This window comes from Lederbergia sp. NSJ-179, from assembly GCF_022867885.1.
GTDB lineage: Bacteria > Bacillota > Bacilli > Bacillales > Bacillaceae_C > Lederbergia.
Window position 1 is genome coordinate 153935 of sequence record NZ_JALIFP010000003.1, and the last position, 16152, is coordinate 170086.

General features: G+C 39.7%; 14 protein-coding genes. 10 read left to right on the top strand and 4 right to left on the bottom strand.

Annotated features, from left to right (window positions below; translation table 11 throughout):
- Positions 1-63: 63 nt before the first annotated feature.
- The 7 genes from MUB24_RS04040 to MUB24_RS04070 all read left to right on the top strand — a co-directional run bounded on the left by MUB24_RS04040 (position 64) and on the right by MUB24_RS04070 (position 7477).
- Positions 64-774, top strand: a complete 711-nt coding sequence (locus MUB24_RS04040; protein ID WP_244701589.1) for an EcsC family protein — start codon at positions 64-66, stop codon at positions 772-774.
- Positions 775-793: 19 nt separating this feature from the next.
- The gene (locus MUB24_RS04045; RefSeq protein WP_244701591.1) at positions 794-1315 is read left to right on the top strand and encodes a GNAT family N-acetyltransferase; all 522 of its coding nucleotides are present in this window, start codon (positions 794-796) and stop codon (positions 1313-1315) included.
- Positions 1316-1523: 208 nt separating this feature from the next.
- Positions 1524-3494 (top strand): PrsW family glutamic-type intramembrane protease, encoded by a 1971-nt coding sequence (locus MUB24_RS04050; RefSeq protein ID WP_244701718.1) that lies wholly within the window; start codon positions 1524-1526, stop codon positions 3492-3494.
- Positions 3495-3515: 21 nt separating this feature from the next.
- Positions 3516-4208 (top strand): hypothetical protein, encoded by a 693-nt coding sequence (locus MUB24_RS04055; RefSeq protein WP_244701593.1) that lies wholly within the window; start codon positions 3516-3518, stop codon positions 4206-4208.
- Between the two features lie 165 nt (positions 4209-4373).
- Positions 4374-5390 carry a glycoside hydrolase family protein gene (locus tag MUB24_RS04060; protein WP_244701595.1) on the top strand — a complete coding sequence of 339 codons (1017 nt, stop codon included), beginning with the start codon at positions 4374-4376 and terminating at the stop codon, positions 5388-5390.
- Positions 5391-5653: 263 nt separating this feature from the next.
- Positions 5654-6016 (top strand): RNA polymerase sigma factor, encoded by a 363-nt coding sequence (locus tag MUB24_RS04065; protein WP_244701597.1) that lies wholly within the window; start codon positions 5654-5656, stop codon positions 6014-6016.
- 252 nt (positions 6017-6268) lie between these two features.
- A complete protein-coding gene (locus MUB24_RS04070; RefSeq protein WP_244701720.1) occupies positions 6269-7477 on the top strand; it encodes an Rpn family recombination-promoting nuclease/putative transposase in 1209 nt (402 codons plus the stop codon).
- A gap of 55 nt (positions 7478-7532) precedes the next feature.
- Here MUB24_RS04070 and MUB24_RS04075 read toward each other — a convergent pair whose 3' ends face one another.
- Entirely contained in the window at positions 7533-8117 is a 585-nt protein-coding gene (locus MUB24_RS04075) for a Uma2 family endonuclease (RefSeq protein WP_244701599.1), read from the bottom strand.
- 705 nt (positions 8118-8822) lie between these two features.
- Here MUB24_RS04075 and MUB24_RS04080 point away from each other — a divergent pair.
- A complete protein-coding gene (locus tag MUB24_RS04080) occupies positions 8823-10037 on the top strand; it encodes an MFS transporter (RefSeq protein WP_244701601.1) in 1215 nt (404 codons plus the stop codon).
- 143 nt (positions 10038-10180) lie between these two features.
- On the opposite strand, the gene MUB24_RS04085 is transcribed toward MUB24_RS04080, so the two are convergent.
- On the bottom strand, positions 10181-11143 hold the full coding sequence (locus MUB24_RS04085) for a helix-turn-helix transcriptional regulator (RefSeq protein WP_244701603.1): 963 nt from the start codon (positions 11141-11143) through the stop codon (positions 10181-10183).
- A gap of 106 nt (positions 11144-11249) precedes the next feature.
- Here MUB24_RS04085 and MUB24_RS04090 point away from each other — a divergent pair, with 106 nt between their 5' ends.
- Positions 11250-11786 carry a dihydrofolate reductase family protein gene (locus MUB24_RS04090; protein WP_244701605.1) on the top strand — a complete coding sequence of 179 codons (537 nt, stop codon included), beginning with the start codon at positions 11250-11252 and terminating at the stop codon, positions 11784-11786.
- Positions 11787-12071: 285 nt separating this feature from the next.
- On the opposite strand, the gene MUB24_RS04095 is transcribed toward MUB24_RS04090, so the two are convergent.
- Both MUB24_RS04095 and MUB24_RS04100 read right to left on the bottom strand, forming a co-directional pair.
- The gene (locus tag MUB24_RS04095; RefSeq protein WP_244701607.1) at positions 12072-12287 is read right to left on the bottom strand and encodes a hypothetical protein; all 216 of its coding nucleotides are present in this window, start codon (positions 12285-12287) and stop codon (positions 12072-12074) included.
- 91 nt (positions 12288-12378) lie between these two features.
- Positions 12379-13953 (bottom strand): Vga family ABC-F type ribosomal protection protein, encoded by a 1575-nt coding sequence (locus MUB24_RS04100; protein ID WP_244701610.1) that lies wholly within the window; start codon positions 13951-13953, stop codon positions 12379-12381.
- Between the two features lie 508 nt (positions 13954-14461).
- Here MUB24_RS04100 and nagZ point away from each other — a divergent pair.
- Complete coding sequence (gene nagZ, locus MUB24_RS04105; RefSeq protein ID WP_244701612.1) at positions 14462-16147, top strand: beta-N-acetylhexosaminidase; 1686 nt, start codon at positions 14462-14464, stop codon at positions 16145-16147.
- The last annotated feature ends 5 nt before the right edge of the window (positions 16148-16152 follow it).

Genomic DNA, 16152 nt, shown 5'->3' on the forward strand with positions numbered 1-16152 from the left:
AACGAATCTTTTTTTCGGAAATTCCGTATACTTTGATAGAAGAATGTAAAGGATGTGTCGTATTTGGCCGAATATGAAGAGAAAGTCAGAGATGAGCTTGCCCTTTGGCAGAGAAAAATATTGAAACGATCGAGCCTTTTGAATCGAGTGTCGAAACAAACCCAAACGAAAGTGAATCGTTTGATTCCAGAAAAGATTCACCATGTGATGACCGAGAGTATCAAAAATATGGTGAAAGCGACTCTTGTTGGCTCCAATGTGACGACAAAGAAAAGGGAGTCAATAGAGGTAAATCTTTTCGAGCAGGATGAACAATTGAAAGAAAAACTTTCAACCTACCGAAAAACTGCAGTCATTGAGGGAGCTGGTACAGGTGCAGGCGGCATTTTGCTTGGACTTGCTGACTTTCCTTTATTATTGTCGATTAAAATGAAATTTTTATTTGAAGCGGCTGCGATTTACGGATTTGATACCAATAAATATGAAGAACGTCTTTTTATCCTCCATGTATTCCAGTTAGCTTTTTCTAGTGATGAAAAAAGAAAAGAAGTTTTCGATACGATGAAAAATTGGGAAACAAAGAAGCAGGAGCTCCTTGATGTTGATTGGCGTGTTTTCCAACAAGAATATCGAGATTATATTGATTTAGCGAAAATGCTCCAATTAATTCCTGGAATAGGCGCTGTTGTCGGAGCATATGCCAATTATAATTTACTGGATCAGCTTGGAGAAACAGCGATGAATGCCTATCGGCTGCGGCTATTAGGTGTCTAAAAAGAAAGGAGGAAATGCAATGGAAGAAAGTAGAATATCCATTCGTACTTTGATGAAGGACGATTTTGCTACAATCGCACGGGCCTTTCAAGATCAAGGTTGGCAGAAGCCAGCTTCCCAATATGAACGCTATTATCAGGAGCAACTCAATGGAGAGAGAGTCGTTCTTATAGCTGAATATTCAAACCAGTTTGCGGGCTATGTAACGATAAAATGGGAATCGACTTATCCGCCATTTTCTGAAAAGGAGATTCCAGAAATAGTGGATTTGAATGTATTGATCAACGATCAAAATAAGGGAATTGCCACCGTGCTTATGGATGAAGCGGAGAAAATAGTCAAAGAAAAAAGTGCTGTAATTGGGATTGGTTTTGGGCTAACAGGAGACTATGGTGCGGCCCAACGCTTGTATGTAAAAAGAGGCTATATTCCTGATGGACTCGGAATCTCGCAAAGTGGAAAAATATTGAAACGTGGAGATCAGGTACAGGTAGATGATGATCTAGCATTATATTTAACAAAATCCCTACATAACGTGTAGACGGGATCCATAGTTATTTAGTTTGTCAAGACTTTGTGATGGGGCAAGTATCATTCAGACTTCTACATAATCTATTGCGGGGCCGAAGTCAGAATCCCGTTCATGGAAAAATATGGCATTCACAACGATCTTCCTATTTCCAATCAGGCCTGATTAAGGTAGCATGAACCCAAGAAAAAATGGTTCGTTTGGGGAGGGATGTGAATTGATGGAGGGGAAAATCGGCAAATTTCGCCATACAATAAGATCAACTCTAGATAGAATGGATACGGTTTGGCAGAACTTTATTCGGAAATATCCAGCGGTCGTCTATCTATATATGATTCTATCCTGGCTTTTAGTCATTGCTTTTCTCATTAGTCTTTTTGTCTTTGAGGATTCACGGAAGATGACAATCCAATTTTTATGGTCTTTCTACGTAATTCTGCAATTCTGGCTGCTTTGTCGGAGTAAGACGTTGTCATGGAAGCAATATACCCGTTTTTTCATTGCTGGTGCCTGGGCCATCGTACCTTTGACAAATGTGGCCGTGCTTTTGATGACAAAGCTATTTGGAGGCTCGACCTCTGATTTTTGGAGTATGTCGATTGTCACACCGATTATGGAAGAGGTTATCAAGCTGTTGCCGCTTGGTATGTACTTATTCTTATCAAGGCGTGCCTCCTCTTTGAGTCTTGTGGACTATGCCTTAATTGGAGCAGCATCAGGTGCGGGATTTCAATTGATGGAGGAATTTGCAAGAAGGATCGCTTCAGGGAATATGTATGGTTCTACCCTTTTGGGCGGCACTGTACTCCATTGGGATCTGTTTACGCTTTTTCCTGGGCATTTTGAAGAAAGCTTTTTACCTACGCAAATGTCGGCTGGGCATGGTTTATTGACTGCTATGATTACGCTTGCAGTTGGTTTTGCTATAAGGTTTAAAAGTAAATTCACTAAGTATCTATTCCTATTTCCTGGCATCTGTCTTTTCATCGCGATTTTGGATCATGCTTTGTGGAATGGAAGCTACCAATTTCCAGATTGGATTCGGGCTATTCATGACTTAATGGGAAGTGGCTATCGAACGAAAACTTGGTTTTTGATGATGTTAGGTATGGCTTTAATCATTGATTATGCCGATCTAAATAGAAATAAGGAGCAGATCCCGAGGCTACCGCATGAAAAAGTCATTAACCCATTCTCTGAAATCTGGAATTTGATCATTGCTTTTTTCAAAAGTCGCCAGCATTATGGGTTTTTGTTGCATTTTTATCGAGAGCGTCGAGAGTTCAACTTGACTCTCCTCTATGGAAACAGCGAAGCTAAGGAGACGCGTCTTCCGCAATTAACGAAAAATGTTGAAAAATATTATCAAATTATTCTAGCGATTGCCGCGACGCTTTTAGTGATAATGATGTACAGCGGATGGGAATATGTAGCTAGTGGTTACGAGGCCTGTTTCGCCTGTCTATTTGATAGCCTACAAAATTGGTGGGATGGATTATCTGGTTGGGAAAAAGGAGCCATTTTTGCAGGAGCGTTCGCTTTAACGGTTCCATTTTTAGGTGTCTGGTCTGCGCTTGCAGCTGCTTCAACTGGAATTGGTCTCGCTGCAAGTGGAAAAGAGATTGCGGATGTGATCCGCCATCCGAAAAAGCTCATGAGCCCTGAATATGCGGCGGCCTCAGTGCTGACGATTGGTATGAGCCGGCTTCCTTTTGGTAAAATTGTTTCCAAGAAAATATTAAAAGCAGGAAAAGGAATTGAACGCTTTGAGCTTACAACGGCTAGTGGTTTAACGTATCGAACATCTATTGGCAGTAAGGGAGAGCTTCTCTCAGTTTTCGCAAAAATCGAAAAGCGCCATTTGGGAAAAGGGACGCAAACCAATAGTGCCTCAAGAAAATATGTAAGAAAGCTTGGAAAGTCAACAGATGATGCTGGGCATGCGATTGGCAATAATCTTGGGGGACTCGGCAATAAGTATTCTGGGAATATTTTTCCGCAAAATCTGGGTATAAACAGGGGAGCATTTCGGGAATTTGAAAAATTAATTGCCAAAGAAGTAGCAGCGAATAAAAATGTATTTGTCCGGGTTGTCCCTAAATATGCGGCTGGTTCGACGAGACCTTATGAGATAGCCTATCATGTAAGAATTGACGGAGTAACGATTAAGCGAGTTTTCCCAAATCCATAAATGACAGGGAGTTGAAGAAAAATGTCCGGTTATGTTTTAAAAATAGATGAGACAGAGCAACAGCAAAAAGAAAGCGATCATTCTTTTATTGGTGGTCAGCCTCGACTTCCAGAGGATAGGCCAATACCTCATTGTCAATTATGCGGTACGGAACAAACCTTCTTTTTTCAAGTCGCCTTTCCAGAAGGTCATTTATGGGAAGGGTTGACAATGGCTGTTTTTCACTGCACAAGCTGTGCTCATGAGGGGGAGCGTATTCCGGAAATATTGCCAGTTCCTTTAAAAGGGGCCGATATTCCGAAGGGCTTTCTTGAGTCCTACCAACGAAATTTTAAAATTGAAGTCTTTGCGACGAAAGATGGGATGGTTCGAAAAGATTATCAAGAAAAAATTCAATTTAAACGTTGGATACTTGAGGCTGTAAACGGAGACCCCGAGGCTAATAAAGTGGGCGGGAAGCCTAATTGGCTTTTGGAAGATGAAGCGCCAGCCACTTATGATGGAAAAGTACCGATGTTTTTCCTTATGCAATTAATGGAGGATTTTCAGTTTGAAATTGTGGAAGATGCTCCACCGCAAATGCAAATTGGGTTGAGAGGTAACCCTGAGCCTTCTCAGGAACGGTATTATGAGCTTTTTCTAGCCAATCAGCTTTATTTTTTCGGAACGGAAGAAAAATCAGACCCGCTAGTTTATGTATTGACACAGATTTAGAGAGAGGCATCCATAGAACAACTCCTCGATCATGAATAATCGTATTTCGAAAGCAGTACACATTTTCTTGGCGCATGAAAAGTTCCGCTTTTTCCCAGAAAAGGGGATTTACCTTAGTATGGTGAAAAGATAAAAAAGAGAAAATTTTGAGAGGAGCTTCATATTTTGGAAAATCCTATTTATCATCGCTTACAACCTGCCCCTGTTCAAGGGGGATACAAAGAGGAAGATTATTTTATTTGGTGTGGATCATGTGTGAAAGGGGAAGACGGAAGATATCATTTATTTGCATCGCGTTGGAAAAGAGATCTTGGTTTTGGTGCCAATTGGCTGTTTAATTGTGAAGTTGTTCGTGCTTCCAGTGATAATCCGGAAGGCCCGTACCGCTTTGAGGAAGTGGTATTGGAACGAAGGGAACGCACCTATTTTGACGGAATGAATCAACATAACCCTTATATTCAGTATTGGAACGGTACGTATTATCTTTATTATATGGGTACAACATTCGGCGGCCCTATCCCAACGCCGGAAAACCCGCCGTCCAGTGAGCGTGTATTAGAGGTTTGGAATAATAAGCGTATAGGCCTTGCGACAGCAACTTCTGTATTCGGCCCTTGGGAGCGATTGGATAAACCCTTACTGGAACCTCGGCCCGGTAAATGGGATTGTACGATCACGACCAACCCTGCTGTGACGATTTTGCCTGATGGGACAACTTATATGATCTATAAATCGAGAGAGTATGCGGGTGCCACGCTTCAATTAGGGGTTGCGATCGCGGATCAACCTGAGGGGCCGTTTCGACGCCTTGCAGATGATCCCATCCTTAACTTCTCGGATCCTGATTTGCATGTAGAAGATCCCTTCTTATGGTATTCCGACAATCAATTCCATCTATTGGTTAAAGATGACTTTAAAAATAATTCCAATGGTTTAACGGGAGAATGGGGCGCTGGTGTCTATGCAAGCAGCACAGATTGCGTACATTGGGATATTCACAAGGGAAAAGCCTATTCACGGACAGTGAACTGGGATGATGGTACTCAGAAACAAATGACGAATTTGGAAAGACCTTTTTTATTAATAGAAAATAATGTCCCTACCCATCTTTTTGCAGCGACTGGCATCGGGGAAGTATGGAATTTCGACCATACATGGAATATGGTTATTCCTCTTTCTTGAGTAACACGAAAAATTCATTCGTGTAAGGAGATGAGTTCCATTTTGCAATAAAACTTGGTTTTGCGATTGTTGTTTAGGCAGATTCCCTTCGTTTTTTCAGGAGAATCTGCTTGTACATTTTCCCCAGAAGTATGAGACATACGCCTTAGCCCCGCAAACATCCAAATAATTTTTATAAATTCCCCAACACTTTCTCTTTCTGAAACGTTATACAAATGAGGACGGGAAAAAACATTACCGAACGCTTGAAATGAGATGATTGTATGCTGGTTGAAGCCCTTTACGAAAAACATAACGAAGAGTTGGCACGCTTTGCTCGGTCAATAGCAAGTAATGAGAAGGAAGCAGAGGATTTAGTGCAGGATACTTTCTTGAAGGCTCTCACTCACTTGCACTCATTGAGTAAGCTTACTGATTATCAACAGCGAGCTTGGCTTTTTAAAGTACTCCGCAATCTTCGTTTTGACCGTTTTCGCAAACAGCGTTTCGAAGTTCCGATGAAGGAACAAGATGAACCAATCATCGATTCGGACGATTATACGGCGGTGGAAATGGAAGAGTTATTACAAACACTGCCTGCTGATCTAGTTCGTTCTTTGCCAAAGGATGCAAAAGCAATGTATTAGCTGTGTAGGGAGAGGGAAAGATTAAGTTTTCTATTTCAGTAAATAATAAATCAGCTCTCACCGTCTAAGGAAAGCTTAAAGGGCAAAAATGAATATTGACCACGACTTTTATGAAAATTTTTTTAAGTAAAATAAATGTAAAATCTTGATAAGTGAACTCTTGTTCGCTGATGCAAAATTTGCTATTCTATAGTTAGATATACACCTCGGCAAAGTCCTCACAAAAATACGAGGGATGTGTTTTATGTGGCAATGGCTAAACAATTTTATGAAGGAACTACTGTTTACACGGCACTAATTCACGAAGACTCCACTGATTACAATAAGAGACAAACCAATCCAGAACTACTCAAACGAATACCACTAGGGAAACTAATGGATCTGAAGATAGATTATGCCTTCAAGCAATTATTTGGAAGTGAAAAAAATAAGCATCTTACCTTTGTGTTTTTGAATGCCTTTTTGCAGAAAGCAGGCAGAGGCAAAATCAAAGATATTACTTTTTTGAACACGGAAGTTGGGAGAGAGTATGCGGATGATAAACTATCTAGAGTAGACATTTTAGTCGTAACTGAACATGGTGAACGAATTAATGTGGAAATTCAATTTTCCAACAAGTACAATATGATTAATCGATCCTTATTCTACTGGTCAAGATTGTATACCGAAACATTAAAGAAGAATATGGATTATGATAAATTAAGACCGGTTATTTCGATAAACATTCTTAACTATAATATATTCGATCAAACTGATCGTTATCATACGATGTATCACTTATATGAGGATAGGGAAAAATTCAAGCTAACCAATACAATGGAATTTCACTATATTGAAATGCCTAAGCTTTTAAAGGATTGGAAGGAAGATCGTTTGGATCCCTGGAATGATCTGTTGGTGAGATGGTTATTGTTACTTGGCATTGTAGATCATCGAAATGGGAAAGTTTATGAAGATATCTATAAAGAACTGGAGGTGATTGCAATGGAGGACAAGACATTGTACTCCGCATTTGAAGGCTGGCAAGAATTAAGCATGACGGAAGAAGAGGTACGTGCTTATGAAAGTAGACTGAAACAGATCTTGGATGAGGAAGCCTATCGCACGAAAATGGATAAATGGGAACAAAAGAATCGGAAAGCAGAAGAGAGAAACCGGAAAGCAGAAGAGAGAAACCGGAAAGCAGAAGAGAGAAACCGGAAAGTGGCAGAGAGAAACCGGGAAGTGGCAGAGAGAAACCGAAAAAACGAACAAAGGAATCAGGAGAAAGAACAGGTTTTAGAACAAAGAGAAAAAGTGATCACGCAAAAGTTAAAAGAAGCACAACAAAGGGAAAGTGAAGCAAAAAGAGAAGTCGCAATCCGTCTACTGAAAGCAAGCATAAATATGGATGTAGTTGTGGAATCAACCGGTTTACAGAGGGAACAAATTATTGAGTTACAACGCGAATTGAATAAATAAAGTCAAAAAATAAAGCCATCATTTAATTGTCTATATCATACGATGGCTGTTCCTATTAACCCGGCAAATCAGCGGCTGCATCTAGGATTTTGCCCATTGTGAAAGACGCACAAGGAAGTTGCTCGGAATGAACGGTATCTTCTCGGCCATAGACATTCAGAAGCTGATAATCGCGACCTTCTAATGCATACTGTTCAAGTACTTCGTTTGCAGGGGCAATAATCCAATATTCCGGGATTTGGTATTGAGCATATACTTTCAGTTTATGAAAGCGATCTCTTTTAATGGAAGGCGGAGATAATATTTCACCAACTAAACTAGGAATTCCCTCAATGCCTCGCTTCGTGATCATCTCTATTTTATTGCGGGGTACAATGACGAGATCGGGCTGTCGAACTTCTGTATCCGACAAAATCAAATCAATCGGTGATGCAAAAATGATGTATTCTAGTTGGCAACTTTCCATAAGTGTTGCTAGGATTTTGGTGCTGATCACTTGATGTTTGGGTGTAGGCGCTGGAGACATTAGCTCTAACACGCCATCTGCTATTTCGTACCGTTTGCCATCATCGAGTTGTGCATAATCATCATAGGTGACTGAACCTTCCTTTATGATCGGTTTAGAATCACGAGATTTCATAGAATTCGCCTCCTTGAAATGTTTAGCTATTTTCATTATATCAAACATAAGATTCGGTAGAGGAAAGAACTTAGATTTTAAATGATTGGTGGATCAATCGAATTGAACCCTTGAAGATGCTAAGAGACTACAATGAAAATAAGACATAAATAGAACAGTGTGCCAGTATGCAAAAGCGTTAAAATGCAAAGAGGGACATATCCAAATAGAATTATAGGATACCTTCTGGGGAGCGAAACATGCCATCGTGAAGGATAAATATGGGGTCATTTGGGAATTGGATGATACAAAATGATATTTAGGGAAAAGTAATGATTGCATCATGAAGCTTTTCTGTGGTATAGTTAAAAAACTTTGATAAGAACGGAGGGTTACAAGTGGGAAAGGAACATTCTAAACAGCATGTTACAAATCAACAATTGAATCATGCTAAAGCTCTACGATGATAGGGTGATTAGAATAGGTCTGTCCACTTTCATGTAACCCTTTTATTTTGCATATGAAAAAGGAGGCCAACCAAGAAGCCTCTTTTTTATGTCTCAATTTTATTAAATAGGATTGTATTCATTGAACACAGGCGATGCACCTGTGTTTTTATTGTGTATTGTATGGATGAAGGTTCGTATTCCATGAAGAAGTAGGCAGACGGCAATAAGTTTTAAAATAAATGAAATCTTCGAAATAGATGTAAAAGGAGGCTGTTTTATGTCAGCAGACCAACGGAAAAAATTAACGGTTTTAATGATTAATATGTTTATTGCCATTGGAAGTTTTGGCATTATTATTCCAATTCTTCCGACTTATTTAGAATCTATTAATCAAGGAGGAACCGCGGCAGGTTTAATGGTGGCCATATTTGCGGGTGCTCAACTCATTTTATCTCCAATAGCCGGAAAATGGGCAGATCAATATGGACGTAGAAAAATGATTATTTCTGGTTTAATCGGCTTATCCCTATCCAGTTTTGTCTTTTATGCATCTGATTCGATTTGGTTGCTTTATTCCTCCCGTGTGATTGGAGGGATAGGTGCTGCATTACTTGTACCGGCTATTTTTGCCTATGTAGCCGATATTACTACTTTTGAACAACGCGCAAAGGGGAATAGTTTGATCTCTGCAGCTATGTCGTTGGGTATTGTGATTGGGCCTGGAATTGGTGGGTTTTTAGCGGATTTTGGATTGAAAACACCGTTTTTAATTTCTGCGATGATCTCCCTTGTGGCTGTTTTCTTTTCCATCGCTGTTTTGAAAGAAAGCAAACCAGATACACAGGTGATAGCAGATGGGGCACCGGCACAACCTAGGCACGAGGAATCTATGTTTAAACAAATTGTTCGTTCTGTAAAAATGCCTTATTTTATCCCGCTCATCATTACATTTGTCATGAGCTTTGGATTAATGGCCTATGAATCGGTACTCGGCCTTTTTGTCGATAATCAATTCGGTGCAACTCCACAGGAAATAGCATTTATGATCACATCTACAGGTATTGTTAGTGTGATTGCCCAATTGTTCATCGTCGATCGGATCGTGAGTCGCTATGGGGAAATGGCCGTCATAAATATTTTTATCGGGGTCGTTACAATTGGCTTCGTTTTATCGCTGATCGCAGGAAGCTATGGGATGTTCTTTGGAGTAACCTTATTAATCTTCTTGGCTACCTCGATTCTTCGTCCTGTCTTGAATACGCTCATTTCAAAAATGGCTGGAGATGAACAAGGTTTTGCGATGGGCATGAATAATGCCTATATGAGTATTGGCAATATCTTAGGACCCGTGCTTGCGGGCATGCTATATGATATTAAAATTATTTTCCCGTTTATACTGGGTTTAGTGATTTTATTCATAGCAATGTTTACATCGATTGTTTGGCAAAGACGAAGTTTAAAAGGAAACCAGCGCATCGTAATGAGTAAATAAAATGGAAGCCCCGGGTCTCTAGAGACCCGGGCTAAAATCGTTGCAATTGCAACTTATGTGAATGTGATTGATTGTCATATAAGACAATATCCCTTTTCCCTCATTTAAGATAGAATTAATTTTCAAGATACAGTTAAAGATTTCTATTTATTTTTGTAAAATTTAATAACGGATATAGCCGACGACACGACTTTATTCGGAAGATCCTTTGGCGAGATTACCCTAATTTTATTTGCAAATCCTAATATGAACTCGATAGCCTCTTGCTTATCATTAAATCTTAAAGTCGCCGGTATCCATTTTTCCCCATTTGAATTTTCCGTTTTTATCAATTGAACAAACTTACCTGTAAAATTAATTCTTTTCATAATGGACGGATGTATTTCTACTTGTACATCATATTTGGGTAAATTTTGTATAAACTCTACCTTGGATTGTTCCCAGTACGCCACCAAATTGAAATTAAGCGGTCTTCTAAAAGTTTCATTTTCAACTTTTGCCCTGTGTATGCGAGATACCCTGTAATTACGCAGCTCTCCATTTCTTGATGCAACAAGATACCACCTATTCCCTTTTGCTACCAATCCTAATGGTTCAATCAACCTTTCTTTTTGTTCCCCATCGGCCTGTTCATAGAAAATTTTTAGCTTTTTACTTTCCCAAACAGCTTTTTGGACGATTTTGAGAGCATGCTCTTTTTCTTTGGATTGTCGCCAAGTGCTCGAATCGATATGAATTCTTTCCCACATCGCCTGTGCTTCGTCCCGAAAAGTCCCTGGGATGGCTGCAAGTAACTTTTGCCTGGTGTCTAATGCTTGGATATTTAACCCTAAGTCTTCGAGTAATTTTTCTGAAGGGAAGAGAAATAGAGATTTAATGTCCTCTATATTTAATCCACTCAATTTACTGCGAAAATTGTCTAACAGACGCCAGCCTCCATCTTTTCCCCGATCGGAAACAATGGGTATCCCTGCATTACTTAATGCATCCATGTCCCGAAGGATGGTTCGATCTGATACCTCTAGTTCATTGGCCAATTCCTTTGCCGTCATTTTCCCTCTGTTCTGTAACAAGATCATAATATTTATTAATCTATCTGCTCTCACAAAATCCGTCCCTTCGATAAAATAATAATTAATTATATTTATATGACAGGAGATGTCGTGTTTTAATCATATACTTATTTTTAGAGCTAAGGAAAGGAGAATGATTATGAATCAAGATCGAAATGTAGTACTATTCATTGCATCAAGTTTAGACGGATATATTGCGACAAAAGAGGAATCACTTGAATGGTTGTTTAAAGTAGAGGGGGAAGGGGATAATGGCATTTCTGAGTTTTTAGACACGATTGATACCGTTTTAATGGGGAAAACAACTTACGATTGGATTATGGAACATGAGGGTGGCAATAGCTGGCCGTATTCTGATAAAAATTGTTATGTGTTCACAAGGTCTTCAATTGCTGATACGGAGCAGGTGAAATTTATTAGCCCCAATATTCCGGACTTTGTAAATGAATTAAAAAAACAAGAAGGCAAAAATATTTGGATGGTTGGAGGAGGAGTATTGTTACATTCTTTTATAAAAGAGAACTTAGTTGATGAACTTATCATAACAGTTGCACCAACTATAATCGGCAATGGAATTCCGTTATTTAGAGAAGGGAATTATCAATTAGACCTTTCATTGAAAGGTACGAGGAACTTTAATCAATTTGTAGAATTGCATTATGAAGTTAAAAGGTAAACGACTGGCCAGACAAAACCATATGTAAGGAACAGCTCTCCTTATTAAAGCGGTTTAAAAACGCACGTTCAATCGATGTCATTGCAATCGATATCGTGTGTTTTTAAACCGCTTTAACAAACACAGAGTCCTTCTCAATATCCCGCAAAAAGAAATGAAAATGATGCTAGCAATATTCAACTTGAAGAGCTTCTTAGAACTTTACATAGAGTCGAAACAAAATTGGATGTCTTACTTATGCAAAGATCAAAATGAACGATTAATTTCTCCATTAGATTGTTTGGTTTATTTTATTTTGATGAAACGGGTAAGCACAAATTCTATAATAAAGAAAAGCGCTAATCCTGAAATTAGAACGATAGAGCTTGAGATCAGTGGCTGTCCGTGGACCTTTTCAAAGATTGAATTAATGAGAAGGGACGAGCCCCAAAAAATAAAAATAACCGTAAGGGCAATATAAACACTTTTTTGATTATGATGTTTATTTGGTTTGAAAAACATAGAGTTTTCCTCCTCAAATGAAAGTTTTTTCATGTCATTAAAAATCATATCCGTGATCGTTATTATACCACGGATATGATGGAGCGCTTTCCTACGAATCTGTTTCTAATTTTCTTTTTTCCGCTAACAACTGTTGAAATTCCCTTTCCAGCGCTTCTGAAGGTTCGATACTTAGTCGACTAAGCACATCAGAAATTTTTGTTTCAAGCAGAAGACGTTTGTCTTCAGTAGAATCCCGTTCCGTTTGGAATGTGGCTTGTTTGTATTCCTGATATGTTCCATCAAAAAGCTGTAATTCTTGCTGTTCGATAGCCAAAATTCGGGTCGCAATCGATTCGATGAAACGCCGGTCATGTGATACGAAAATGACTGTGCCTTCATACTCTTGAAGCAAGGATTCCAACGCTTCGACAGCCTGAATATCAAGGAAATTTGTTGGTTCATCCATAATAATCGTGTTAATATCACTGACAAATAATTTGGCGAAAGTGACTTTCACACGTTCTCCTCCACTTAAGACGGCCACCTTTTTATACACATCTTCTCGAAAAAAATGCAATCTCGCCAGTACGGTTCGAATAAAGCTTTCCTCTTGCTTTGAAGTAGAGCGAACATTCTCTAAAATCGATTGATCAACATCCAATACGTCCAGATTTTGGCTAAAATAGCCGACTTTAACGGAAGGGGAGAAGTGGATTCCCTCCTCCTGATCGATGATTTTCTTTACGAGTGTCGTTTTTCCGCTGCCGTTCGGGCCGATAATCGCGAGCTTCTCTCCACCCTTCACATGAAAATGAGCTTCCTTCCAAAGTATTCGTTCCCCGACCATACCGGCCACATCCTCTACCCTTAAAATAATCCGGCCTTTGAAGGTTTCTTCATTCGGCAAATTCATTTTAATGGCAGGTAATTCTTTCACTTTTTCAACCTTTTCTAATTTCTCCAATCTTGTTTCAATCGCCTTTGCTGCTTGACGAAGCTTTTTTTGCTTATTGGCAAAATAGGGTTTTGCCCCCTTAATCCTAGCATCAGAAGCACTTAAGTTCTTGGGGGTTTTTGTGGCACGAACAGCTTTCTGTTCTTTTAATACGAGTGCTTCCTCTAATTGTTGCTTCTTCCGTTCATATTGCTCATAAGCGCTTTCCTGCTGCCGGCGTTCCAATTCCTTTTGCTCGACGTAATTAGAATAATTGCCTTTATACTCTTTGATTTGTCCCTCTTCCAATTCCCAGATCGTGGTGCAAAGGGAATCCAAAAACGCACGGTCATGGGACACAAGGACCAACGCCCCTTGCCATCTTTGTAATTGCTTTTCTAATTTTTCGATATGGTCGGTATCTAAATTCGTTGTCGGTTCATCCGCTAATAAAAGCTCAGGCCTTTTGGCTAGCACCTGGTTGATATACTCCTGTGTCACTTCGCCGCCGCTTTGGGTCGTATTTGTATTTTTTAATTGAGGCAATAGTTCACATTTAGCATGTGAGTGAACCCTTCCCGACTCCGGTTGTTTTGCCTGTGCCAAAAGTTCCAATAAGGTCGTTTTTCCACTTCCGTTTTTTCCAACTAAACCGATCCGGTCTTTTTCCTGAATTTGTAAATGCTCCGCTTCTATTAATAGGCGATCCTTTACATAATATTGTAGATCGATTGCTTCTAATAACATCATTGTATCATCTCCAGTATTCGTATTTTGGAGACAAAAAAGCCTCCTACTTTTTCAGAATAGGAGGCAGCTGAGCATAACAAAAAGAGATACGACTCCCTTTTTGCCCAATCGTTCGAAACCCATCCTATTCTGAAAAGATCGTTTGAAGACATGAGGAAAGAGACAGATATGTTCATCTGTTCACTCAAATGCTTCGCTCGATTGTTTTCAACAAATAGGATTAGTTTCGCATCTAATTGGGTCACCCTTCCGTTTTTAATTATTGTCACTGTACCAAAAGAGGTTAAAAAAGTCAATGCGTGCTTGTTTTTTGTTAGATCGAACTCCCTATAAATTCAAACAATGGATGCGTTCGTTTTTGGAGTTGACTTTCCTGCTTAGAACAAAATTGACTCTCTAAGGCTGCTTTTTTACTGGACTTTTTGAACATCCTCTTGAAAAAGGGTTTTATTGAAAGAAGATGAGTAGTATAGTACAAAGACAAAGCTGGATATAAGGGATGGTTTATATGACGAGAAAAGTGCTTATTTGTTTGGCCGTTCTTCTGGTTGGTATGGTGGCTTATTTTACATGGAAAGATAGGCAGGAACGTCCTATACAGCCTGAGGACAAGCAAGATAGACCTGCTAAAGTCGATCGAAAGAATAAGGAGGCGGCCTTGATTCAAGATATTTTCACGCTGGCGAAGAGGGGGAAAGTACCCAATGCTCCCTTTATTGCGGGGGAATCGACTCTTGAAGAGGTGCATACAAGTTGGGGAGATCCCGAAAAGACGGATTCTATTGCAGATGGACGGTATGAGAGTTATCGTACTGGGGAATTCACAATCGGGTATCAAATGGATCGAGTGTTTGATGTGCGTTCCTATCATCAGGACTTGCAGTCTATTCATTTGGATGAAATTAAAAGGCTAAAAGGTGAGCCGAATGAGACTCGTTCCTATCAGGATAACAATGTGGATCAAATTATTCTTGTGTATCAAGTGACGGAAAGTGAGCAACTAAAATGGATTTTGCCAAAACCGACAAAAAGTGATGCCAATCCTGTTGTGGATCATATTTCCGTTTATTCCGACAGGAAGAAAAAGCTCCGGGCTGAGGAGAACATTTCCGAGCAGCTAAAAGCAATGAATCTACGCGAAAAAGTGGGCCAAATGATCTTTGCCGGTGTTTCGGGCACTGTAATGGATCAGGAGACAGAAGAGTTTATCCGCACTCATCAAGTCGGGGGGATGATTTTTTATGCAGAGAATCTGCAAAATACAAAGCAAATGATCACACTCTTAAATGATATAAAAGCGGCTAACGAGCAAAATCCATTCCCACTCCTTTTAGGTGTGGATCAAGAAGGAGGGAGGATCTCAAGGTTCCCGGATGAGGTCATGAAGCTCCCAACGAATGAGGAGATTGGCGTGATCAATCAACCAACTTTTTCCTATGAAATCGGGCAGCTTCTTGGGGAACAGGTAAAGGCATTTGGCTTTAATCTCGATTTCGCCCCTGTCCTCGATATTAATAGTAATCCGAATAATCCTGTGATTAATGATCGTTCATTTGGCAACGATGCTAAGGTTGTTAGTCGTTTGGGAATCGAAACAATGAAGGGGATCCAGTCGCAGCACATCATGTCAGTCATCAAGCATTTTCCCGGACATGGAGATACGGCTGTTGATTCCCATTTAGATTTACCTGTGATGGATAAATCCATGGAAGAGATGAAGCAACTGGAAATCATTCCGTTTCAAAACGCAATCAACCAGGGAGCAGATATTGTGATGGTAGCCCATATTTTATTATCGAAAATGGATCCAACCTACCCATCCTCAATGTCTGAAAAAGTGATCACCGACCTGCTAAGAAAACAGCTTCATTTTAAAGGGGTAGTGATGACGGATGATATGACCATGCAGGCCATTACCAAACATTATGATATAGGCGAAGCCTCTGTGCAGTCTGTCAAAGCAGGAAGTGATATAATCTTAATCGCCCATGGGTATGACCATGCCACTGCTGCAATTGATGCGATTGTCCAGGCGGTTGAGGCAGGCGAATGGAGTGAAGATAGAATCGATGATAGTGTCCGGCGGATATTGGAATTGAAAAAGAACTATGGAGTTCATGATCAAGCGGTTCAAAAAGTAGATGTCAAAGCTTTGAATCAAGCGATGGAAGAAGTATTGAATAAATATCAATAAGCTTA

Excerpts from the sequence above, each read along its gene's own strand:
- MUB24_RS04090 (WP_244701605.1), top strand. The coding sequence starts at position 11,250 with ATGAATCAAGATCGAAATGTAGTACTATTCATTGCATCAAGTTTAGAC.
- MUB24_RS04100 (WP_244701610.1), bottom strand. The coding sequence starts at position 13,953 with ATGATGTTATTAGAAGCAATCGATCTACAATATTATGTAAAGGATCGC.
- MUB24_RS04080 (WP_244701601.1), top strand. The coding sequence starts at position 8,823 with ATGTCAGCAGACCAACGGAAAAAATTAACGGTTTTAATGATTAATATG.
- MUB24_RS04055 (WP_244701593.1), top strand. The coding sequence starts at position 3,516 with ATGTCCGGTTATGTTTTAAAAATAGATGAGACAGAGCAACAGCAAAAA.
- MUB24_RS04065 (WP_244701597.1), top strand. The coding sequence starts at position 5,654 with ATGCTGGTTGAAGCCCTTTACGAAAAACATAACGAAGAGTTGGCACGC.
- MUB24_RS04070 (WP_244701720.1), top strand. The coding sequence starts at position 6,269 with ATGGCTAAACAATTTTATGAAGGAACTACTGTTTACACGGCACTAATT.
- MUB24_RS04045 (WP_244701591.1), top strand. The coding sequence starts at position 794 with ATGGAAGAAAGTAGAATATCCATTCGTACTTTGATGAAGGACGATTTT.
- MUB24_RS04075 (WP_244701599.1), bottom strand. The coding sequence starts at position 8,117 with ATGAAATCTCGTGATTCTAAACCGATCATAAAGGAAGGTTCAGTCACC.
- nagZ (WP_244701612.1), top strand. The coding sequence starts at position 14,462 with ATGACGAGAAAAGTGCTTATTTGTTTGGCCGTTCTTCTGGTTGGTATG.
- MUB24_RS04095 (WP_244701607.1), bottom strand. The coding sequence starts at position 12,287 with ATGTTTTTCAAACCAAATAAACATCATAATCAAAAAAGTGTTTATATT.
- MUB24_RS04050 (WP_244701718.1), top strand. The coding sequence starts at position 1,524 with ATGGAGGGGAAAATCGGCAAATTTCGCCATACAATAAGATCAACTCTA.